Source organism: Flavonifractor sp. DFI.6.63, assembly GCF_024462255.1.
GTDB lineage: Bacteria > Bacillota > Clostridia > Oscillospirales > Oscillospiraceae > Lawsonibacter_A > Lawsonibacter_A hominis.
Genome location: NZ_JANGBE010000048.1, coordinates 1 through 21,357 on the forward strand (window position 1 = coordinate 1; position 21,357 = coordinate 21,357).

A 21,357-nucleotide genomic window follows, 5' to 3' on the forward strand; every position below is an offset into this window, starting at 1 on the left:
GGGGCAACAAAAAGTACATGAATATGAAGCACCTGGAGGCTGCCGTTGAGGACGCCTCCATTGCTGGCTGACTTCATTCATTCCAGAGCCTGCAAACCAATTTGCGCAAAATCCTTGACACTACCCGAACCGTAGGGCCAGGTGCATGGATTGCGTAAAGCGGCAACCAAAGGCGGATACGGGATTTTCGTGAAAAAATGGGAGGCCGCACTTGCAAGTGCGGCCTCCCATTCATAACAAACAAACTGTTTTCCTTAAGCAGCATACAGGGGATTCCAGTCCCAAAACTTCAGCATTTGGGCTCTTGCGCAGCTTCAGCTCCAATCCCGCCGCCTGGGCGGCGGCGAGGCGCTGTGCCGCCAGGGCGGCACGGTCCCGGACGCAGGAAACGTCGGCACACTCCGCATCCAGGGCGGCCAATGTCTGCCGCAGCTCCGGAGGCGGAAGCAGATAGACCGCCGTGGTGAACAGCTGCTTGCGCCGCCCGTCATTATAGTGGGCCAGCAGGGTTTCCGACAGGGAAGATTTTTCGTCCAGCTCCGCCCGAAAGGCCGCCGCGCCCATAGACGCAAAGCGTTCCAGGTCCCGCACCATATTCCGGTGAGGGAGGAACGAGTCATACTCCATGGCCTGTGCGAAGCGGGGACAGGGGTATTGGGCGCACTGGCTGCAAAATTCCGCCGCCCCGCGCTCCCGGCTGCACCGGATGAAGGCGCAGCTCTGGTGCCCCTCTCCTCCGCCGCAGCCGGGACAGTGCCCGCCCCGGTGCATGGGACACAAGCCGCAGCAAAGGCCGCACAGGGAAAAGGCGGGGTCCGCTCTCCGGTAGCCCTTCATACGGTCTGCGCACCCGCGGGGATGGGACCAAAGTGTCCGAAAGGCAGCAGGATGAGCAGGGCGCGGCCCAGCACATACCGCTCGTCCACCACGCCCAGGGCCACATAACGGCTGTCTGAGGAGTGGTTGCGGTTGTCGCCCATGACGAAAATGGATCCCTCCGGCACGGTGAGCGAGGTGAGGTTTTCATAATAGGGCTCGATCATGGCCTCGTTGATATAAGGCTCATCCAGAACCTCGCCGTCCACAGCGACGGTACCTGCGCCGTAATCGATCTCCACCGTCTGTCCGCCCACAGCGATGACCCGCTTGACGATGGGATCGGTCACCGTGTCGAACGCCTTGGTGAGCACCACCACGTCCCCCTGCCGGGGCTCGTAACCGATGCTTTGCAGCAGCAGCATGTCCTTGTGGTGCAGGGTGGGGTACATGGAATTTCCGTCCACGCCGATGATGCGCCCCACCAGGGTGAACACCAGGATCAGCGCCACCAGGACCATGACCAGGGCCTGGAGCCAGAAATACAGGTCCAGCTTGAGGGAGTCGCCGCTGGAAAGCTTCTCTTCCGGCTGCTGGGGGGTGTCTTTTTTTGCCAAGGGTATCAGCTCCATCGCGTTTAAATCAGTTGAAGGGTATTATATCCCATGCCGTTCAGGAATGCAAGCGGATGCAGGCGGCGTCCGCCCGTCCGGCCAGATACGCCCGCTCCCGCCCGTGGCAGGTGAACAGGAGGATCTGGCGCTCCCGCCCCAGCTGGGTCAGGTAATCCAGCGCCAGCCCCATGCGGGAATCGTCGAAATTGGCCAGCGCGTCGTCCAGCACCAGGGGGACGGGGTCGTCGTCCGGCAGCACCTGCCGGCACACCGCAAGGCGCACCGCCAGGTAGAGCTGATCCGCCGTGCCCTGGGACAGGGTCAGCGCCCGGCGGGGCGTCAGGCCGCCGGCCTGCGCCGCCAGCGCCTCAAACTGACGGGTGAGGGAGACCTGGCCGTATTTGCCGCCGGTAAGACGGGAGAGGATCTCCCCCGCCGCCCGGTTCAGCTCCGGTGAGAAGCGGGCCTGAAGCTCGCCGTTGGCCTGGGCCAGGCCGTCCAGAGCCAGGGTAAGCGCTTCCTGCTCCCCGCGGCGGCGCTCCAGCTCCTCCAGGATCTCCTCCCGGCGCAGGCGGAAGCGGTCCGGATCCCCCAGGGTGTTCAGCTCCCCCTGGGCCAGGGCCTGGGCGTTGCGCAGACGGGCGGCCTCTCCCTCTGCGGCCGCCCGGCGGGCGGCCGTCTCCGCCGGGTCAAAGCGGGGCTCCACCCCTTCCGGCGCTTCCGCCTCGCCCGGCTGGGGGCGGGGAAGACTGTCGGCCAGCTGCGCCGCCCCCTCCAGCTGGACCCGCGCGTGGGAGAGGCGCTCCTCCAGGCTCAGCGCCCGGGAGATGGCCGCCGAAATCCCGAAGAGATCGCGAACGCCGGGGGCAAAGGTGTGGACCAGCGACAGCAGGGCGGCTTTCAGCGTTTCCTGCTGGCCGGTCAGTTCCGCCAGGGCGGACTCCACCGCCTCCCGCTGCTGCTGCGTCTGTGCCGCCACTACGCAGGACTCCCGGTAGGCGTTGGCCCGGCTCAGGATGTCCTCGGGGGTCTGCGCGCCATAGCGGTCCAGCCGTTCCATCCGGCGCCCGGCGGCGCGCCGCGCCCCCAGGCGGGCGGTGACCAGCAGGGCGATGCCGGACGCGGCCAGGGCGGCAGCCGCCCCGGCCGAGACCAGAATCGACGCTACGCTTCCGCCCAGCGGGGCGGGCAGAACACCGCACACCGCGCTCAGAAGGCCCGCCAGACCCACGGCCAGAAGGGCTGCGCCTGCGGCATATCGCCCGCCGTACCGGGGCGTGTGTCCCGCCGCCTGGGCGTCGGCGTTGGCCTGCCGCCACGCCTCGTCGGGGGTCTGTCCGGGAAAGAGGGGGTCACGGGCGGCGGCGAGCGCCTGCTCCGCCCTCTGCCGGGCCTCCTCCGCCTGGCGCTGGGCCAGCTTTTGGTTGGCGGAGACGGTATTGAGATAGTTCAGATCCTCCTGTGCCTTGCGCAGCGTTTCCACGTCCGGGGGCGTGCCATGACGGCTGCGCTGGGCCTCCAGATCGTCCACCAGGGCCTGCGCTTGGGCGCGGGCGGCGCAGGCCGCCTCGTACCGCTGGCGGCGTTGGGCCTGCTGCCGGCCCCGGTGGACGGCCAGTTCCCGATCCAGCCGGGCGATCTCCGCCTCCAGCCGTTCCAGCTCCCGCCGGGCCTCCTCGGCCAGACGGTGGGCTTTGGCCTGCCGGGCCAGCGTGTCGTCCAGCACGGCCAGTTCCTCTTCCAGCCTGGGGATCAGACCGGTCCTGTTGTGCTGGCGGCGGTTGCGCCAGTCCTTGAGCCTCCGCTCCACTTGGGAATAGGACACGTCCTCCTCCCCGCTGGAGGCCAGGGCGGCGATGCGCCCCTCCAGGGCGGGCGCGCCGTCGATGGCGGTATTGCCCTGGCCCACAAAGGCGGAGCGCTCAAAGACCTCCCGGGGCGCGCCCACCAGGGTCTCCCCGCAGTTCTCTCCCGTCAGGCCGGGCACCGGCTCCTCCGTGCCGGTCCATACGGCTTCCAATTTGCCGAAGGGGGCCCCCGCCCGGCTGCCCCGGCGCAGCGTGATGTCCCTGCCCTGCCAGGTCAGCTCCATCGTACCCTCCATGGGCGCGCCCGACCAGGGCTGGTACCGGTTTTTCTCCGCGATATAGCCCTGTTTGTCCCGCTGCTTGGTATTGATACCGTAGAGCATGGCCCGCAGAAAGGCCGACCAGGTGGATTTTCCGCCCTCGTTGGGCGCTTCGATCACGTTCAGCCCCGCCTGCAGGACCAATTCCTCCTGCTGCAGCCGGCCGAAGCAGGCACGCATGGTATGGATGATCATGGCACATCCTCCCCGTTCTCCAACGCCGCCAGACCGAAGCGGGCGGCCTGCTCCAGCCGGGCCCGGGCGCGGGCGTCCGTCTCCTCCGCCAGACGCCGGCGCATCTGACGCAGGAAAAGGCCGGTCAGGCTGTCCTCGTCCGAGCGCGCCCACAGGTCCCGCCGGGGGCGGGTCTCGTCCCGCAGGGACAGGGAGTAGAAGCGGGGCGCCGCCAGGGCCTCCAGGGCGGCCAGATCCGGGGCCGTCTCCCGCTCCCCGGTGAGGATCAGGCGGTAGCAGTCGCGCTGCGTTCCCTCCGGCAGAGCGGACAGCAGCGCCGCCTCGGGGGACGGCGCTGCGCTCACGTCCACCGTCAGGATGCCGTAGCGCCGCAGCGCCAGGGGTACGAATTCCGCGCAGACCTCCCCGCCGTCCACGCGCACCAGGAGCGCGCCCTTGTCTCCCAGCTCGTCAAAGCCGCGGCCCTCCGGGCAGCCGGGATAGGCCCACCAGGTGCCGCCCGCCCGCTGCAGGCCCGAGCAGGCATGGACATGCCCCAGGGCCAGGTAGGTCAGCCCGCTGGAGGCGATATCCTCGGTACGGATCGGGCCGTAACGGCCCCGGCCGTCTACGTCCCCGTGCAGGACCATCAGGTGGGTCCGCCCGTCCCGGGGAGCGGAAAAGCCCATCAGGGGGGAACGGTCGGCCAGGGGCGTGGTGAAGGCGGCGCCGTGGACCACGCAGCCCAGTGCAGGCAGTTCCACGGATTCCACCTGCACGGTGGAAAAAATATGTACGTTTTCCGGCCAGCGCGTCCCGGCGTAGATGGAGCGGGGCGAGTAAAAGTCATGGTTGCCGGGGGCGATGAAGACCTGCGCCTCCATCCGCCCCAGGGCGGAGGAGAGGGCCTGAACGGTCTCGTGGTAAGTTTCGCCGGAGTCCAGCAGGTCGCCGGAGAGCAGCACCAGGTCCGCCTGCTGCGTCCGGGCCAGAGCGGCAAGACGCTCCAGAAGCTCCCGCTGTTCGGCACGGCGCCGGCGTGCCTGCTCCGGCGCCAAAGACGCGAAGGGCGCGTCCAGATGCAGGTCCGCGGCGTGGAGAATGGTCAGCATATCGATTCCTTTCCAGAGTTGGTTTCGTCGATCCGCGCCCTGTGGGAACAGGGCGGACCGGTTTGTCCGGCGGAGGCGCCGGTTCAGCCGTGCAGGTCCAGGCGCTCCGCGCCGATACAGGTCCGGGTGTCGGTGTCGATGGAAAAAACCGCGCTTTCCAGCTTGCAGGGGCCGTCGGCGGGCTCGAAGCGCCGGGGCAGCCCCCCCAGGAAGCGGTTGATCGCCTGCTCGGGCCGGATGCCCAGCACGCTGTGGGACGGACCCGTCATGCCCAGATCGGTCACAAAGCCAAGCCCCTTGGGCAGCACCTGGGCGTCGGCGGTGGGCACGTGGGTGTGGGTGCCCCAGAGCGCCTGGGCGCGCCCGTCCAGATACCAGGCCATAGCCCCCTTTTCGCTGGTGGCTTCGGCGTGAAAGTCTACCAGCACCACGTCGGCGCCCATGCCCTTCAGGGCCCGGTCGGCCGTGGTGAAGGGATTTTCAAAATTACTGTCCATCTCGCACCGGCCGATCAGGTTGAGCACCCCGATGCGCAGCCCCTGCGGGCCGTCGTACACGCCCCAGCCGCGGCCGGGGACCCGGCTGGTATAGTTGGCCGGACGCAGGGTATAGCGGTCGTCCTCCAGAAAGTCCGCGATCTGGATGCGGTTCCAGGTGTGGTTGCCCAGAGTGACCACGTCCGCCCCCGCGTCAAAGATGGCCCGGGCCTGCCGGGGCAGGATGCCCACGCCGGAGGCGTTTTCGCCGTTGACGACCGTAAAGTGGATGTTTTTCAGCTTTTTCAGCGCCCGCAGGTGTTGGCCCAGATAGTCCAGACCGCCGTCGCCCACTACGTCGCCCACAGCCAGTACGTTCAGGATCATGGCGCGCCTCCTTTGCCTGCCTCAGCGGAACAGGGGCCAGCCGCCCGTACCCTGCCCGGAAAACCGTATGGCCGGTGTTCCCTGAGGAGATTCACAGGCTATTATTATATGTGATTTTTTGAAAAAGGGCAATATATCTTCCAATTCCCAAGATGGAATGCGTTGGGGCGCAACCAGGCTGCGTTTGCAGAGCGGGCGGCGCGCCCGTTCGCTGCGGGAAGGCCGCGGAAGCGGGCCTGAAATACGGGGGGAGGGCGAAGGCCCTCCCCCCGTATTTTTACACTGCTTTTGGGGCAGCTTTTACTTCATGCCGTTCTCGTAGGCCTCGATCATCTTCTTGACCATCTGGCCGCCGACAGAACCGGCCTCGCGGCTGGTCAGGTCGCCGTTATAGCCCTGCTTCAGGTTGACGCCCACTTCCTGAGCGGCCTCCATCTTGAACTTGTTCAGAGCCTCGCGGGCGCTGGGGACGACAGGCTGATTAGAATTGTTGGAACTAGACATGATGTTGCATCTCCTTGTCTGTTTGTTTTGTTGGATTGGGAATCCGAACATATCTTTGCCCCGGGCAGATTTTATATGTGCTCCAATTTTTGCGCGTTCAGGACATTTCGCCCTCTTTTTAAAATCAGAAACGGGCCGGATCGGGTCCTGCACGTATTTCGGCGGCGGCGTTCCGGCCGCCGCCGCCTTGCCGGAGCGCAAAAGCTGCGCGGCCGGATCTGTTTTCGGATGGGAAGGGTTCAAACGAGGTCGGGCCGCGGGTGCGCGCACCGGGAAAAGAAGGTCCGGCGCCCGGGCAGGCGGCAGGAATCGACAGATCCCTTTCCTTTGAGTTACCTCTTGAACCGATCCCGCTTCTTTGCTATACTGTTTGGGACAGGGCCCCCATGGAGGCCTGCGGCCGGGTTCGGCCGTCTATTTTCTGGGAGGGAACGGCAAATGACGAGCAATGGGACGTGCTGCTGCGGCTGCGGCAGCAAAGAGGCCGCCTTTTCCGCGTTGGCTCCCGTACTGGAACAGTACGGGAAGACGCCGGGCAGCTTGATCACCATCCTGCAGCATGCGCAGGATCTTTACGGCTATCTTTCCACCGACGCCATCCACTACATTGCGGAATACACCGGCATCAAGCCCGCCAAGATCTATGGCGTGGCTACCTTCTACACCCAGTTCCGCCTGAGTCCCATCGGCAAGCATCTCATTATGCTGTGCAAGGGGACCGCCTGCCACGTCAACGGCGCGGACAGCATCGAGGAGGCGGTCACCGAGGAACTGGGCATCACCGACGGGCAGACCACCGAGGACGGCCTGTTTACGCTCAACAATGTGGCGTGCCTGGGCTGCTGCAGCCTGGCGCCGGTGATGATGATCCGCACGGCGGATGGGGATGAGACCTACGGAAACCTGACCAAGGCGAAGGTCAGGGCCATCCTGCAGGACATCCGTGCAAAGGAGGCGGCGTCGAAATGAAAGTAGTCGTTGGACAGGGCAGCTGCGGCGTAGCGACCGGCGCCCGCAAGACCTCCGATGAGCTGGAGCGGCTCATCGCGGAAAAGGGCCTGACGAATGTGGCCGTGGATCTGACCGGCTGCGTGGGCACCTGCTACCTGGAACCCATCGTGGACGTGTACGGGGACGACGGCGCCCTTCAGGCCCGTTATGTGAAGGTCCAGCCCGATAAGGCCGCCGCCATCGTGGAAGAGCACCTGATGGGCGGCAGGATCGTGGAGGATCTGGCCATCTCCCGGCAGGACGAGGCCTTCCTTTCCCAGCAAAAGCGCATCGTGCTGCGCAACTGCGGCGTTATCAATCCCGAGCACATCGAAGAGTACATAGCCGCCGGCGGCTACGAGGCCGCAAAGAAGGCGGTCACCTCCATGACGCCCCAGCAGGTCATTGAAGAGGTGCGCATCTCCGGGCTGCGGGGCCGCGGCGGCGCGGGCTTCCCCACCTGGTTCAAATGGAACGCCGCACGGCAGAATCAGGCCGACCAGAAGTATATGGTCTGCAACGCCGACGAGGGCGACCCCGGCGCGTTTATGGACCGCTCCGTGCTGGAGGGCGACCCCCACTCCGTGCTGGAGGGCATGCTCATCGGCGGCTACGCCATCGGGGCCAGCCAGGGCGTGATCTACGTCCGGGCCGAGTACCCGTTGGCCATCAAGCGCCTGGAGATCGCCATGGCGCAGGCCCGGGAGCGGGGCTTTTTGGGGCAGAACCTCTTCGGCACCGGCTTCAGCTTTGACATCCGCATCAAGGCGGGCGCAGGCGCGTTCGTCTGCGGCGAGGAGACCGCGCTCATCGCTTCTCTGGAGGGCGAGCGGGGCATGCCCCGGCTCAAGCCCCCCTTCCCCGCCCAGCGGGGCTACTGGCAGAAGCCCACCAACATCAACAACGTGGAGACCTTCGCCAACGTGCCCTGGGTCCTGCTCCACGGCGGCGCGGCCCTGGCGGCCATCGGCACGGAAAAAAGCGCCGGCACCAAGGTCTTTGCCCTGGCGGGCAAGATCAAGAAGGGCGGCCTGGTGGAGGTGCCCATGGGCCTGCCCATCCGCGACATCATTTTCGGCATCGGCGGCGGCATCAAAAACGACAAAGCCTTTAAGGCCGTGCAGATGGGCGGCCCCTCCGGCGGCTGTATCCCCGCGGAACTGGCCGGCACCACTGTGGACTACGAGTCCATCCCCAAGACCGGCGCCATCGTAGGCTCCGGCGGCATGATCGTCATGGACGAGGATACCTGCATGGTGGATATGGCCCGCTTCTTCCTGGACTTTACCCGCAAGGAGTCCTGCGGCAAGTGCAACTACTGCCGCGTGGGCACCAAGCGGATGCTGGAGATCCTGGAGCGCATCACCCGGGGCGAGGGCAGGGACGGCGACATCGAACTGCTGGAGGAGCTGGCCGAAAAGATCAAGGACGGCTCCATGTGCGGCCTGGGCCAGACGGCGCCCAACCCGGTGCTCACCACCATCCGCTACTTCCGCAACGAGTATGAGGACCACATCTACAAAAAGAAGTGTACGGCCCACTCCTGCAAGGCCTTGATCCACTATGAGATCACCGACGCGTGCAAGGGGTGTACGCTGTGTGCCCGCAACTGCCCGGTCGGCGCCATCACCGGCAGCGTGAAGCAGCGCCACGTCATTGACCAGGATACGTGCATCAAGTGCGGCAAGTGCATGGATTCCTGCAAATTCGGCGCGATCGTCAAGGACTGAGGGGAGGGGAAGCGACATGAAACAGTACAGACTGAATATCGACGGCAAAGAGGTGCTGGGCGTCCCCGGTCAGACCATCCTGGAGGTGGCCCGGGAGAACGATATCTCCATCCCCACCCTCTGCTATGACGAGCGCACCACCATTTACGGGGCCTGCGGCCTCTGCGTGGTGGAGGTGGAGGGCAATCCCAAGCTGGTGAAGGCCTGCGCCACCGAGATCGCACCCAATATGGTGGTGCGCACCAAAACCAAGCGGGTCCTGGAGTCCCGCAAGACCAACCTGGAGCTGCTGCTCTCCAACCACGTGGGCGACTGCCGCCCCCCCTGCGTGCTCAACTGCCCGGCGGGCACCGACTGCCAGGGCTATGTGGGCCTGATCGCCAACGGCCGCTTTGAGGAGGCCATCGCGCTGATCCGGGAGCGCATCCCGCTGCCCGGCTCCATCGGCCGGGTGTGCCCCCATCCCTGCGAGGACAACTGCCGCCGGGCCCTGGTGGACCAGCCGGTGGCCATTGCCTGGCTCAAGCGCTTTGCCGCCGACTGGGATCAGTCCGGGGAGGATCCCTTCCTGCCCGAGATCGCCCCGGAGACCGGAAGATCCGTGGCCATCATCGGCGGCGGCCCTTACGGCCTGTCGGCCGCCTATTTCCTGCGCCAGATGGGGCATGCCGTGACGATTTTCGAGGCCATGCCCAAGCTGGGCGGCATGCTGCGCTACGGCATCCCAGAATACCGCCTGCCCAAGTCGGTGGTGGACGAAGAGGTCGCCACCATCGCGCGCATGGGCGTCACGCTGCGCCCCAATACCCGGGTGGGAAAGGATATTTCCTTTGAGACGCTGCGGGAGACCTATGACGCCGTTCTGGTGGGCGTGGGCGCCTGGGTGTCCACCGGCACCGGCTGCCCCGGCGAGGAGCTCCCCGGCGTCGTCGGCGGCATCGATTTCCTCCGCCACGTGGTCCGCAACGAGCCCATCGCCCTGGGGAAGCGGGTGGCCATCGTGGGCGGCGGCAACACCGCCATGGACGCCTGCCGCACCGCCGTACGCCTGGGGGCGGAGGCGGTCTACAACGTCTACCGCCGCACCAAGGACGAGATGCCCGCCGACCGTCTGGAGATCGAGGAGGCCGAGGAGGAGGGCGTCATCTTCAAGAACCTGACCAATCCGCTGGAGATCAAGGCCGGCCCCGACGGGCGGGTGAGCGAGATCGTCCTCCAGGTGATGCAGCTGGGCGAGCCCGACGCCTCCGGCCGCCGTGCCCCCAAGCCCGTGGAGGGCAAAACCGAGACCCTGCCGGTGGACACGGTCATCCTGGCGATCGGCCAGAAGGTGGACGCCGCCGGCCTGCCCGGCCTGGAGCTGACCCGCAAGGGCGGCGTGGTATACGACAAGAAGACCTTCCGCACCAGCCTGCCCGGCGTGTTCTGCGGCGGCGACTGCGGCAACGATAAGATCTCCATCGCCGTGGAGTCCATTGCCGACGCGAAAAAGAGCAGCGCCGTCATCGACGCCTACCTGCGGGGCGAGGCGGCGGCCTACGAGCGCCCCTATACCGTGGAGCGCCGCGATATCACCGAAAAGACCTTCGAAGACCGGGAACGCCAGTGCCGGCCCAAGATGGAGCAGCTCTCCCCCGAAGCGCGCCGGGATAATTTCTCCGAGGTCGTGGCGGGGTACGGGCCCGAGCAGGCCATGGAGGAAGCCCAGCGCTGTCTGGAGTGCGGCTGCCACGACTACTTCGAGTGCAAGCTCATCCACTACGCAAACGAGTATCGGGTCGCGCCCGAGCGGCTCTCCGGCGACGTGAACCGGGTGGAGTATGAGGACGAGCACCCCTTCCTTCTGCGCGACCCCAACAAGTGCATCCTGTGCGGACTGTGCGTGCGGGTGTGCGACGAGGTCATGGGCGTGGGCGCGCTGGGGCTGGTGCACCGCGGCTTCGACACGGTGGTCAAGCCCGCGCTGGAGCAGCCCCTGAGCACCACCGGATGCATCTCCTGCGGCCAGTGCGTCAGCGTCTGCCCCACCGGGGCGCTGGGAGAGCGGCTCTCGCTCCAGAAGAGCGTGCCCCTGGAGACCGAGTGCACCGACACCACCTGTTCCTTCTGCTCTCTGGGCTGCTCCATGCACCTGGAGACCGGCGGCGGCATGCTCATCAAGGCCGTGCCCGACCGGGAGGGTCCCGTCAACAAGGGCCTGCTGTGTGCCCGGGGCCGCTTTGGCTTTGACTGCGCCGAGCTGGAAGAGCGGCTGAACGCCCCGCTGGTGAAACACGGGGATGTGCTGGAGCAGACCGATTACCACGAGGCTGCCGTCCGCACCGCCAAGGGCCTTCAGGCCGTGGCCGCCCGGTATGGCAAGGACGCTGTGGCCGTCTCCATCTCCGCCCGGATGACCAACGAGGAGGCCTTCGCCATGAAGCAGCTGGCCGACGCCATAGGCGCGCGGACGCTGTGCTTCGACCACCGGGAGAACGGCCTCAAGCGGGTGCTGGGCTTTGACGCCTCCCCCAACACCATTGACGAGCTGCTTTCCACCGATGTGATCCTGGCCGTGGGCTTTACCGCCGCCAAGTCGGTGATGCGGGTGAAGCTGATGCAGGCCGCTAAGAACGGCGCCAAGATCGTCCTCATCAACCCCGAGGGCGCGGAGCAGGAGCTGGCCTTCCTCCATAAGGCCGTGTACGTGAAAAACGACCTGTCCTTCCTTAAGGAGCTGGCCCGCGCGCTGCTGGACCTGGGCAAGACCAGCTCCGCCCAAGGCTTCGACGCCTTTGCCGAGAGCCTCTCCGGCGTGACGCCCGGCGAGCAGGCCAGGGAGGTAGCCGCGCTGTACGCCGGGGCCAAGAAGGCGATGATCCTCTGCCAGCAGAACCCGCTGACGGCGGACGCCGCCGCCCTGCTGGCCGAGATCGCAGCCCTGTCCGGCCACCTGAACGCTCCCCGGGACGGGATCCTCCAGCTCCGGAGCAAGAACAACAGCCAGGGTCTCATCGACCTGGGCATTACCGCCGGAGGGGAGGCGATGGAGGGCGTCAAGGCCCTGCTGACCTTCGGCGAGGATCCCCAGGCCGCGTCTGTGAAGGACCTGGAGTTCCTGGCTGTGTGCGACGTGCACCTGACCGACACCGCACGCCGGGCCGACGTGGTCTTCCCCGGCACCGGCTTTGCCTGCGCCGAGGGCACCTTTACCAGCACCGAGCGCCGCCTTCAGCCCGTTCACGCGGCCATCGACTCCGACGTGCCTCTGCTCAACTGGCAGGTGGCGGGCGCCATCGCCCAGGTGTACGAGGTCGCGCTGCCCTACGGGGATGAGGCGGACCTCTCCGCCGCCCTGGACGCGGCCCTGCCCGTCTACCGGAACGCCCGGCTGGGCGAGGTGACCGGAGGCGTGCTCACCTGCGCCGCCCCGGTCTTTGCCCCCGTCCCGGCCGGCGCCGCCCTGGTCGCGCCCACCCCCTGTGCGGACGACCTGATGAACCTGATGGATTCCCGCATGCCCTGAGGGCGCTGAGCGGGCCAACCCACTCATTCGCTGACCGGCCGCCCGTATGGGCGGCCGGTTTTTCTGTTTTTTGATCAAATTTTGTACTTTTCAGTTTATAGAGGTTGCGCCTGGTCCGATCCCTGTGTTATGATAAAAAACGACAAAACAACAGGTCCCGCCGGAAACCGGTGCAAGGCCCCGCCGGGCGGGCGCTTCGGCATGGTTTCGGCAGGCCTGGGGCCCTTGTTATCATAATCAAGTCAGGTGAGTCTGCGATGCAGGAAAAAAAACGCCGCTTTTCGTTTCCGTCCATCGGTCTTCGCAACATCAAGACCGCTCTTTCCGCCTCCCTGTGCGCCCTGCTCTATTTCTTGATCGACCGCAACCCCACCTTTGCGTGTATCGGCGCGGTCTTCGGCATGGGGGCCAATATGGAGCATTCCAAGCTCCACGGCGGCAACCGCCTGTTCGGCACGGTCATCGGCGGCTTTCTGGGGATGGGGCTTTTTCGCTTTTACCTGATCTTCTATCCGGACGGGGAAAGCCGCCTGCTGCTGGTGCCGCTTCTGTTTGTAGGCGTGGTGGTGCTCATCGTTTTGGCCCAGATTTTTTGGGTGGGCGCGGTACAGCCGGGCAGCGTGGTGCTGTGTATCGTATTGTTCAATACCCCAGTGGACGACTACGTGAGCTACGCGCTCAACCGCATGTTTGACACCGGGGTGGGCGTTGTCATGTCGCTGCTCATCAACTGGCTGCTCCCCCGGGAGCGGCTGGTGGACTGGCTGGGCAGGCTGGGCATCAAATGCCACGACACGCCCCACCTGGACGGGGTATAGCAGCCGCATAGCGCATCCGCAAGGAGGCCCTGCACAGGACCTCCTTTTTTGCGGCCCAAGGAGACGCGTATGGCATCCTGCCCGGCCCAGAGGGCGGCGGGGAATCCGAGACAAGCCGTCAGGGAAATGTTGTATTTTTTGCCGTGGGCGGATATAATGGAACTACGCAATCGGAAAAGGAGACAGGATCATGTCGAATATATGGCACGATATCAGCCCCGCCCGCATCCAGCCGGAGGATTTTGTGGCGGTCATCGAGATCCCCAAGGGCAGCAAGAAGAAGTATGAGCTGGATAAGGAGACCGGCCTCATCATTTTGGACCGGGTGCTCCATACGTCCACCCACTACCCGGCCAATTACGGCTTTATCCCCCGTACCTACGGCGACGACGGGGACCCGCTGGACGTGCTGGTGCTCTGCTCGGAGGAGATGGACCCGCTCACCCTGGTGCGCTGCTACCCCATCGGGTATATTTCCATGCTGGACGGGGGCAAGAACGACGAGAAGATCATCGCCATCCCCTTTGCCGACCCCACCTATAATACCTTCCGCGACCTGATGGATCTGCCCGGTCATATTTTTGACGAGATGGCCCACTTCTTTACGGTCTACAAAGCGCTGGAGGGCAAGCAGGCCGTGGCCGGAGACGTGAACGACCGTCAGGCTGCCATCCGGGTCATCCAGGGGGCGATGGATCACTATGCCGAATGCTTTTTGGGCGGGGTGGCTCCAAGGGGAGACTGCAGCCGCTCGGATCGGTAAGCAAGGGGTAAAATTTAAGGAATAATTAATGCTTTCTCGGTTCCAAAGGCGGTATGCCTATGGTAATATGAAGAAAACGCAGGCACAAACCTTGAATACAGGAAGCCGACCGGAAAGGAACGATCGACCATGGAACAACGATACGACTGCCTGGTGGTGGGGGCGGGCCTGGCGGGCGCCGTGGCCGCCCGGGAACTGGCGGAACGGGGCGGCAGGCGGGTGCTGGTGCTGGAGCGCCGGAGCCATGTGGGCGGCAATGCCTACGACCGCTTCGATGAGGCGGGCGTGCTGATTCACCAGTACGGTCCCCACATCTTCCACACCAATGACAAGCGCGTGTTCGACTACCTCTCCCGTTTTACCGCCTGGCGCAATTACCAGCATAAAGTGGTGGCCAATATCCCCAAGGGGGAGGGCCGCACGCTGCTGCCGGTCCCCTTTAACCTGGTGTCGCTGGAGGTGGCCTTCGGCCGCAGGCGGGCGCGGGCGCTGGAGGAAAAGCTCATCGCCGCCTACGGCGCGGAGAACAAGGTGACCATCCTGGAGCTGCGGCAGAGCCCGGATCCGGAGCTCTCCGCCCTGGCCGATTATGTCTATGACCACGTCTTTGTCCGCTATACCATGAAGCAGTGGGGCCAGACGCCGGAGGAAATCGACCCCAACACCACCGCGCGGGTGCCGGTGTTCCTCTCGCGCGACTGCCGGTATTTTCAGGACGAATACCAGGGCCTGCCCCTGGGGGGCTACACGCCCATGTTTGAAAAGCTGCTGGACCACCCGGACGTGACCGTGGCGCTGGACACCGACGCCGGCCGGCGGCTGACGCTGGGAGAAGACGGGATCACGCGGCTGGACGGCGCTGCCTTTGCAGGAACGGTGATCTACACCGGCGCGGCGGACGAGCTGTTTGGCTGCCGGTTCGGGCGCCTGCCGTACCGGACGCTGGAGTTCCAATGCGAGACCCATCCGGTGGATGCGTATCAGACCCATGGCACGGTGAACTATACCATGGATGAGGCGTTTACCCGCATCACCGAATTCAAACACCTGACCGGCCAGGTGCTGCCCAAGACCACGACCATTATGAAGGAATACGCCCGCGCGTATACCGGCAGACCGGGGGAGATCCCCTACTATGCCATCATCAACGACGCGAACAACGCCCTTTACGCCAGATACCGCTCCGCAGCGGAACGCTACCCCAACCTGCGCCTGCTGGGCCGCCTGGCGGAATACAAATATTACAACATGGACGCCATTGCCAAGCGGGCCCTGGCGCTGTGTGACGATTTGCTGAAGTGAGGAATCCCCATGTCAAAGATCATCACCTTTGCGGTGCCCTGTTACAACTCCGCCGCCTACATGGATCATTGTGTGCAGACCCTGCTCTCCGGCGGGGCGGATGTGGAGATTATTTTGGTGGACGACGGTTCCACCAAGGACGAGACCCCGGCGATCTGTGACCGGTACGCAGCGGAGTATCCGGATCGCATCCGGGTCATCCACCAGGAGAACGGCGGCCACGGCGAGGGCGTCAACCAGGGGCTGCGCCACGCCCGCGGGCTTTATTACAAGGTCGTGGACTCCGACGACTGGCTGGACGAGACCGCCCTAAGCAAGGCGCTGGATCAGCTGCGGGAATTTGCACAAATGGAGCGGCCGGTGGACCTGTTCATTGCCAATTATGTGTATGAGCACGTGGAGGATCAGACCCAGAAGGTCATGCGCTATACCAATGTCTTTCCCGAGGGACGGATCTTCACCTGGAGCGAGATCGGCCGGTTCCGGCCCTCCCAATACCTGCTGATGCATTCGGTGATCTACCGCACCCAGCTGCTGCGCGACTGCGGCCTGGAGCTGCCCAAGCATACGTTTTACGTAGACAACCTCTTCGTCTATCAGCCCCTGCCCTGGGTCAAGAGCCTGTATTACCTGGATCTGGACCTGTACCGCTACTTCATCGGACGCTCCGACCAGAGCGTCAATGAAAAGGTCATGGTCACCCGGGTGGATCAGCAGGTGCGGGTCACCAAGCTGATGATCGACGCCCACAACGTGAATAAGCTCTACCAGGAGCAGCGTAAGCTGGCCCGTTATATGGTCAGCTATCTGTCCATGATGATGACCATCTCTTCCATCTTCCTCATCATCGACGGCTCTCCGGCCGCGTTGGGAAAAAAGACGGAGCTGTGGGAATACCTGCGTACGGTGGACTCCGATCTGTATCACAAGCTCAAGTACCGCTCCGTATCCATGGTGGGCAATGTGCCGGGCTACCAGGGGCGCAAGCTCTCCGTGCATCTCTACCGGCTGGCCCGGCGTATCTATAAGTTTAATTGAGGCAGCGGCGGCGCCCGGTGCGAGGGCCGTCCCCAGTCAAGACAGGAAAGAATTACCGCCGCACGATTTGACAGAAAGCCGCAAGGATAACTCAAAATTGAGTATCCAATATCTGTATATTCCGATCGATTCCCGATACACTAGAAATGGGTGATCGGATGAATGTGGACTATTTTGCCATCGGCCAGCGGATCAAACAGGTCCGAAGAGACCGGGGCATGACGCAGGAGCGCCTTGCAGAGGCATTGTCGGTATCGGTGGGATACATCAGCCAGATCGAGCGGGGCGTGACGAAGATCAGCCTGGAGACGCTGGCGGCCGTGGCGGCCTGTCTGGCCTGTGATCTGAGTGAACTGGCTACCGGCGTGGCGGTGACGCAGGAGCACTATCTGGACCGGGAACTGGCCCAGCTGACCGCCCGCATGGATGGGCGGCAGAAAAAGCTGCTGCACGAACTGGCCCGGCTGATTCTGAAATATTGAGCATAAAAACAGGGCGGCTCCCGTCGGGAGCCGCCCTGTTTTTATGCGTCGGGGACCAGGTCCAGCAGCACCAGTTCAGGCCGGTTGAAGATGCGGGGCAGCCGGGTGGTCTCCCGGGCAAGCCCCCGGCTGACGACGAGGACGGTGCCCTCCAGATCATAGCGCCCTCCGGCGTACCGGGGGAAAAGACCCTGATTGGGGGCCGCAAGGCCGTTAATGAGGCCGGGCAGCCGCCATTGCCCCCCATGGGCATGTCCGGCGAGGATCACATCGAAGCCATAGGACAAATAGGTCTCGATGCGTTCCGGCCGGTGAGAGAGCAGAAGGGAAACCACGCCCTCCGGCCGCTGGGCCGAAGCCTTCTCCAGCTGGGCCGCCCAGGCCTGCTCGCCCACATCGGGGTCGTCCACCCCGCACAGGGCGATAGCCGCCCCGTCTTTGGAAAAAAGCGTACAATCCCCTGCCAGCACCGTGACGCCCTGGGCGGAAAACCACGCCTTGAGCGCCTCCGCCCGCCCGGTGCGCCACTCGTGGTTGCCGGTGACGTAACAGCAGCTCCAGCGCTGCAGCAGAAGGGGGATCAGCTCCAGAGTGTTGGCGCCGGGTGCATCGTCGTCAAAGATATCGCCGCCCAGCAGCACCAGGTCGGGCTGGGCCGCCTCCAGGGCGGAGAGCAGCTGCGCCTGTCCCGCGCCGTAGTCGCAGCTGTGGAAATCGGTGATCAGGGCCAGACGGAGGGGCGCGGAGAGCTGCGGCGCGGGAATGGTATAGGTACGTACGGCCAGCCGGCTGTCCACGGCTGCCGCGCCCACGCAGACCAGCAGCGCCGCCGCCGCCAGCAGACGCCGGCGGCGGCGCTGCCTCCTCACCGCCGGCCCTTGAGCAGCTGCTGCTTGATGTCCCATAGCTTTTGGGAAAGATCCACATAATAATTATGGGGGTTTTCAAAGCGCTTGACCTCGTCCCACAAAAGGTCGATCTGCGCCGCGCAGTAGGTGCGCATTTCCAGGATGGAGGGAGAGCGGTACACGCGCCTGCCGCGCTGGAAGACAGGTACCAGAAGTTCCTTGGCGGTAAAGTCGGTAAAGGTCTTTCGCTTCCAGGTGGCGTCCGGATCGAAGAGCTCCAAGGGCTGGCTTTCCTCCACGACCTCGTCGTGCAGCGTGATCAGATCCGCGAAGGCCTTGCCGGTATCGTTTTCAAACAGACGGTAAACCTTTTTGAAATGGGGATTGGTGATCTTGGCCGCATTCTCGCTGATCTTGATCTTGGGAATGATGTTGCCCGCGCCGTCCTCTACAGCGGCCAGCTTGTAGACCCCGCCGAACACCGGCTCGCTCTTGGAGGTGATGAGCCGCTCGCCCACGCCGAAGGAGTCGATCCTGGCGCCCTGGAGCAGCAGGTCGCGGATGATATACTCATCCAACGAGTTGGAAGCCACGATCTTGCATTCGGTCAGTCCCGCCGCGTCCAGCATCTTTCGGGCCTTCCGGGACAGGTAGGTCAGGTCGCCGGAGTCCAGCCGGATGGCGCAGCTGGTGATGCCCTGGGGCAGCAGCACCTCCTGAAAGGCGCGGATGGCGTTGGGAACGCCGGATTTGAGCACGTTGTAGGTGTCCACCAGCAGGGTGGCGGAGTGGGGATACAGCTGGCAGTAGGTCTTGAATGCGGTATACTCGTCCGGGAACATCTGTACCCAGGAGTGGGCCATGGTACCGCCGGCAGGCGCACCATAGATCTCGTCGGCCAGGGTGCAGGCAGTACCGGCGCACCCGGCAATGTAGGAGGCCCGCGCGCCCAGAATCGCGGCGTCGGGCCCCTGCGCCCGCCGGGAGCCGAATTCGCTGACCGGGCGCCCGCCGGCGGCGCGGACGATGCGGTTGGTCTTCGTGGCGATGAGGGACTGATGATTCAGCGTGAGCAGGAGAAAGGTCTCGATGAACTGGGCCTCGATGGCCGGCGCCCGGACGGTGAGGAAGGGCTCGCCGGGGAAAATGGGGGTACCCTCCGGCACCGCCCAAATATCGCCGGTGAAGCGGAAGGTCTTCAAATACTCTAAAAATTCCGCGCAAAAGCAGCCCTTGCCCCGGAGATAGGAGATGTCCTCCTCGTCAAAGCGGAGGCGCTCGATATAATCGGCCACCTGCTCCAGACCGGCCGCAATGGCAAAGCCGCCGCCGTCGGGCACGTTGCGGAAAAATACATCGAAATAACAGATCTGACCGGCGTGTCCCGTTTGAAAATAGCCGTTGCCCATGGTGAGCTCGTAGAAATCGCAGAGGAGCGTATAGTTCATGTGATCCTTCATGGCTTGTTAACCTCCTGGCCTGCCGGCTCGCCGCGGGGCCCGCGCCTGGGCCCCGCGATAAGCGGCGGAGGGCGGCGGAAGTTCGTTTCCGCGCCCGCAAAATCAAATCAAACTGGGGGTGTCCGGTGAAGGGGACCTTCACCGGGGGAACAGCATGCAGAAGCCGCAGAGGAGCGGGCCGCCTCAGCGGTTGCGCGCCGTGATCTGCAAGGCTTCCATCAGGCGCAGAGCCTGCTTATGGCGGGGTCCGGTCCGGAGGTGCAGGCGGCGACCACCACGATCTCCGCCTCCGGGGGCAGCCTGCCGCGCCATAGAGCTTCCAGCCTTCCGAAGCGCTGAGGCAGTGGGGGACCGGCAGCTTCCGGCCCTCCCGGGTATCCAGATAATCCCTGCCGTGCGTGTCCAGCGTAAAGGCAACGTCCTTGCCCAGGCAGCGGCAGCGGGCGATCTTTCGGGCGATGGGCGCATCCAGCTCCGCCGCGCCGGGAAAGCCCAGCGCACCGTCCACAAAGTCCTTCTGGTACTCCACGACCAGCAGCAGCTTTTTCATAGGGCGCCGTCTTTCCCAAATGCAGCGCCGGGGCCTGCGGCGCGGGTTCAGTTCAGGGCTTTTTCAAAGCAGGGGTAAGGCAGCGGCCTGCCGTGGAGACGGATCTCGCCCACTTTGGTAAACCCCCGGCTGAGAATGAGCGCCTGCATGCGGAGGTTGAGACGGTACGTGTCGATGCGCAGGGCGGAAAGGCCCCGCTGCCGGGCCAGCTCCTCCGCAAAGGCGAAAAAGGCCCGGCCCACGCCCTGCCGCTGGAAGGCCGGATCCACGGCCATGCGGTGAATCACCACCGCCGGGGGCGCGGTGGCCCAGGGCAGCGGGGCATACTCCGGCGCTTCGGCGGTGTTGATACACGCCGCGCCCGCCAGTACGCCGCCCGACCGGGCGGCGTACAGCTCGCCCCGCGCCAGATCGTCTGCGTAAAAGTCCCGGGTGGGGTAGTCCTCCCCCCACTGGGGATTGCCCAGCTCGTTCATATGTGCCACCGCCCGGCGCACCAGAAGCCAGACCGCGTCCAGCTCTTCGGCCCGGGCGGGCCGTATCTCGATCATAGATCCGCTCCTTTGTACCGGCTGCGGCGGGCGGTCATTCCGCCGGGGGCGTGGGCCCCAGGGCGTTGTGCAGCTCCGGCGTGATGGCGCCCCGGAACAGGCGCACCGCGTAGCGGTGCAGATCCTCCAGCTTGCCGGGCACCGAGTCGGCGCTCAGGCTGCCGTTGGCGGAGAGGTCCTCATCCAGGATAAATTTGACCTCCTTGTCGGTCTTGCCGCCCCCCAGCAGGCCGGGGCCTGCGTGGAGCTTCATGCGGTAGCCGCCGGCCAGAGCGCTCTCCACGTCCACGGCACATTTGCTCACATCGGTCTCCTCCACGTCGGGCTCCCCCAGAATGCCCAGATAGGGCTCCCGGATCAGATCGTCCCAAAGCAGCTCCTCCAGCCCCAGGGCCCGGCGGGAAAATGCGTTGACATACCGCAGGCCGATGCGCTCGAAAAAGGCGGGCTGGTAGATCTGGATAAACTGGGCCAGGGGCTTGTCCAGCCGGGCGGCAAAGTCCTCCCAGCGCTGGTAGCGCAGGGTGGACAGCGCGATGAAGCTGCTGGTCAGATTCAGCTTCCATTTTCCATCGGCGGAGATGAAGTTGTAGTTGGTAATGGGCGCCTGGGGCTCCAGCGCAGGCGTGGGGCCCGGCTTTACCTTGGGGGGCAGCTGCTCCTGACGGGCCATATAGCGGGGGAAGTCGTGACGCACCGCCTCCTGAAACTCGGCGGGGTCCTTGGCACCGATGTTCAGAATCGTGGGGAAGCGCAGCTGGCAGATGACCTCCACCAGCGGGGACCGGGCATATTGACAGCGGTCGTATTCGGCGAACAGCATGTTCCATACCGCTCCTTCCTGTGTGGGTTTCTTCTTTATTGTATCCCCGAAAGCCCCGTCTGTCAAACCGGTTGCGCCGATTTGTGCGGTGTGCTATCATCCAAATAAGAACGAAAGGAGGAGAGCCTGTGCATCTCACGCTGCAGCACGGCGCATATCGGGGCTGTTGACAAAGTGCCTGTTCATTTACTCCGAGCGGAAGAAAGGCAGTAAAAAAGACGCCCACCGGCGTCATCCCATGTACTTTATCATCCTTTTTAAGTTCAAAGCGGTCGCTGAAAGGAGG

Annotated in this window: 19 protein-coding genes; 8 read left to right on the forward strand and 11 right to left on the reverse strand. The window is 64.6% G+C overall.

The features are described 5' to 3' along the window. Positions 1-231: 231 nt before the first annotated feature. The 6 genes from NE547_RS16850 to NE547_RS16875 all read right to left on the reverse strand — a co-directional run bounded on the left by NE547_RS16850 (position 232) and on the right by NE547_RS16875 (position 6,211). Positions 232-837, reverse strand: coding sequence for a DUF3795 domain-containing protein (locus NE547_RS16850; protein WP_256176509.1), 606 nt, complete (start codon positions 835-837; stop codon positions 232-234). Then, the gene (lepB, locus tag NE547_RS16855; protein WP_370866862.1) at positions 834-1,448 is read right to left on the reverse strand and encodes a signal peptidase I; all 615 of its coding nucleotides are present in this window, start codon (positions 1,446-1,448) and stop codon (positions 834-836) included. Before lepB ends, NE547_RS16850 begins: the two co-directional genes overlap by 4 nt. A gap of 40 nt (positions 1,449-1,488) precedes the next feature. After that, entirely contained in the window at positions 1,489-3,753 is a 2,265-nt protein-coding gene (locus NE547_RS16860) for an ATP-binding protein (RefSeq protein WP_256176511.1), read from the reverse strand. Further along, positions 3,750-4,844 carry a DNA repair exonuclease gene (locus NE547_RS16865; protein WP_256176512.1) on the reverse strand — a complete coding sequence of 365 codons (1,095 nt, stop codon included), beginning with the start codon at positions 4,842-4,844 and terminating at the stop codon, positions 3,750-3,752. The genes NE547_RS16860 and NE547_RS16865 overlap by 4 nt, the downstream gene beginning before the upstream one ends. Before the next feature lie 83 nt (positions 4,845-4,927). Next, positions 4,928-5,707 (reverse strand): TIGR00282 family metallophosphoesterase, encoded by a 780-nt coding sequence (locus tag NE547_RS16870; RefSeq protein WP_186908202.1) that lies wholly within the window; start codon positions 5,705-5,707, stop codon positions 4,928-4,930. 300 nt (positions 5,708-6,007) lie between these two features. Further along, positions 6,008-6,211, reverse strand: coding sequence for an alpha/beta-type small acid-soluble spore protein (locus NE547_RS16875; RefSeq protein WP_033119165.1), 204 nt, complete (start codon positions 6,209-6,211; stop codon positions 6,008-6,010). Positions 6,212-6,649: 438 nt separating this feature from the next. Between NE547_RS16875 and nuoE the strand changes: the two genes are divergently transcribed. The 8 genes from nuoE (at position 6,650) to NE547_RS16915 (ending at position 16,839) form a co-directional block, all read left to right on the forward strand. Then, positions 6,650-7,180 (forward strand): NADH-quinone oxidoreductase subunit NuoE, encoded by a 531-nt coding sequence (gene nuoE, locus NE547_RS16880; protein WP_256176513.1) that lies wholly within the window; start codon positions 6,650-6,652, stop codon positions 7,178-7,180. Next, positions 7,177-8,931, forward strand: a complete 1,755-nt coding sequence (locus NE547_RS16885) for an NADH-quinone oxidoreductase subunit NuoF (protein ID WP_186908222.1) — start codon at positions 7,177-7,179, stop codon at positions 8,929-8,931. The genes nuoE and NE547_RS16885 overlap by 4 nt, the downstream gene beginning before the upstream one ends. A gap of 16 nt (positions 8,932-8,947) precedes the next feature. Continuing rightward, entirely contained in the window at positions 8,948-12,436 is a 3,489-nt protein-coding gene (locus tag NE547_RS16890) for an FAD-dependent oxidoreductase (RefSeq protein ID WP_256176514.1), read from the forward strand. A 257-nt stretch (positions 12,437-12,693) separates the two neighbouring features. Beyond that, positions 12,694-13,254 (forward strand): aromatic acid exporter family protein, encoded by a 561-nt coding sequence (locus NE547_RS16895; protein WP_186908224.1) that lies wholly within the window; start codon positions 12,694-12,696, stop codon positions 13,252-13,254. 190 nt (positions 13,255-13,444) lie between these two features. After that, a complete protein-coding gene (locus tag NE547_RS16900) occupies positions 13,445-14,017 on the forward strand; it encodes an inorganic diphosphatase (RefSeq protein ID WP_186908225.1) in 573 nt (190 codons plus the stop codon). A 129-nt stretch (positions 14,018-14,146) separates the two neighbouring features. After that, entirely contained in the window at positions 14,147-15,319 is a 1,173-nt protein-coding gene (gene glf / locus NE547_RS16905) for a UDP-galactopyranose mutase (RefSeq protein WP_256176515.1), read from the forward strand. A gap of 9 nt (positions 15,320-15,328) precedes the next feature. Continuing rightward, complete coding sequence (locus NE547_RS16910) at positions 15,329-16,357, forward strand: glycosyltransferase (protein ID WP_186908227.1); 1,029 nt, start codon at positions 15,329-15,331, stop codon at positions 16,355-16,357. Positions 16,358-16,503: 146 nt separating this feature from the next. After that, positions 16,504-16,839: a helix-turn-helix domain-containing protein gene (locus NE547_RS16915; RefSeq protein ID WP_243204803.1), complete on the forward strand. Its 336-nt coding sequence runs from the start codon at positions 16,504-16,506 to the stop codon at positions 16,837-16,839. A 41-nt stretch (positions 16,840-16,880) separates the two neighbouring features. On the opposite strand, the gene NE547_RS16920 is transcribed toward NE547_RS16915, so the two are convergent. The 5 genes from NE547_RS16920 to NE547_RS16940 all read right to left on the reverse strand — a co-directional run bounded on the left by NE547_RS16920 (position 16,881) and on the right by NE547_RS16940 (position 21,071). Then, the gene (locus tag NE547_RS16920; RefSeq protein WP_256176516.1) at positions 16,881-17,708 is read right to left on the reverse strand and encodes a metallophosphoesterase; all 828 of its coding nucleotides are present in this window, start codon (positions 17,706-17,708) and stop codon (positions 16,881-16,883) included. Continuing rightward, a complete protein-coding gene (locus NE547_RS16925; RefSeq protein WP_186908229.1) occupies positions 17,705-19,147 on the reverse strand; it encodes a nicotinate phosphoribosyltransferase in 1,443 nt (480 codons plus the stop codon). The genes NE547_RS16920 and NE547_RS16925 overlap by 4 nt, the downstream gene beginning before the upstream one ends. Before the next feature lie 235 nt (positions 19,148-19,382). Continuing rightward, positions 19,383-19,697, reverse strand: a complete 315-nt coding sequence (locus NE547_RS16930) for an isochorismatase family protein (protein ID WP_256176517.1) — start codon at positions 19,695-19,697, stop codon at positions 19,383-19,385. Between the two features lie 47 nt (positions 19,698-19,744). Beyond that, the gene (locus tag NE547_RS16935; RefSeq protein ID WP_256176518.1) at positions 19,745-20,248 is read right to left on the reverse strand and encodes a GNAT family N-acetyltransferase; all 504 of its coding nucleotides are present in this window, start codon (positions 20,246-20,248) and stop codon (positions 19,745-19,747) included. Positions 20,249-20,282: 34 nt separating this feature from the next. Further along, positions 20,283-21,071, reverse strand: a complete 789-nt coding sequence (locus NE547_RS16940; RefSeq protein ID WP_256176519.1) for a TIGR04255 family protein — start codon at positions 21,069-21,071, stop codon at positions 20,283-20,285. Positions 21,072-21,357: the final 286 nt, after the last annotated feature.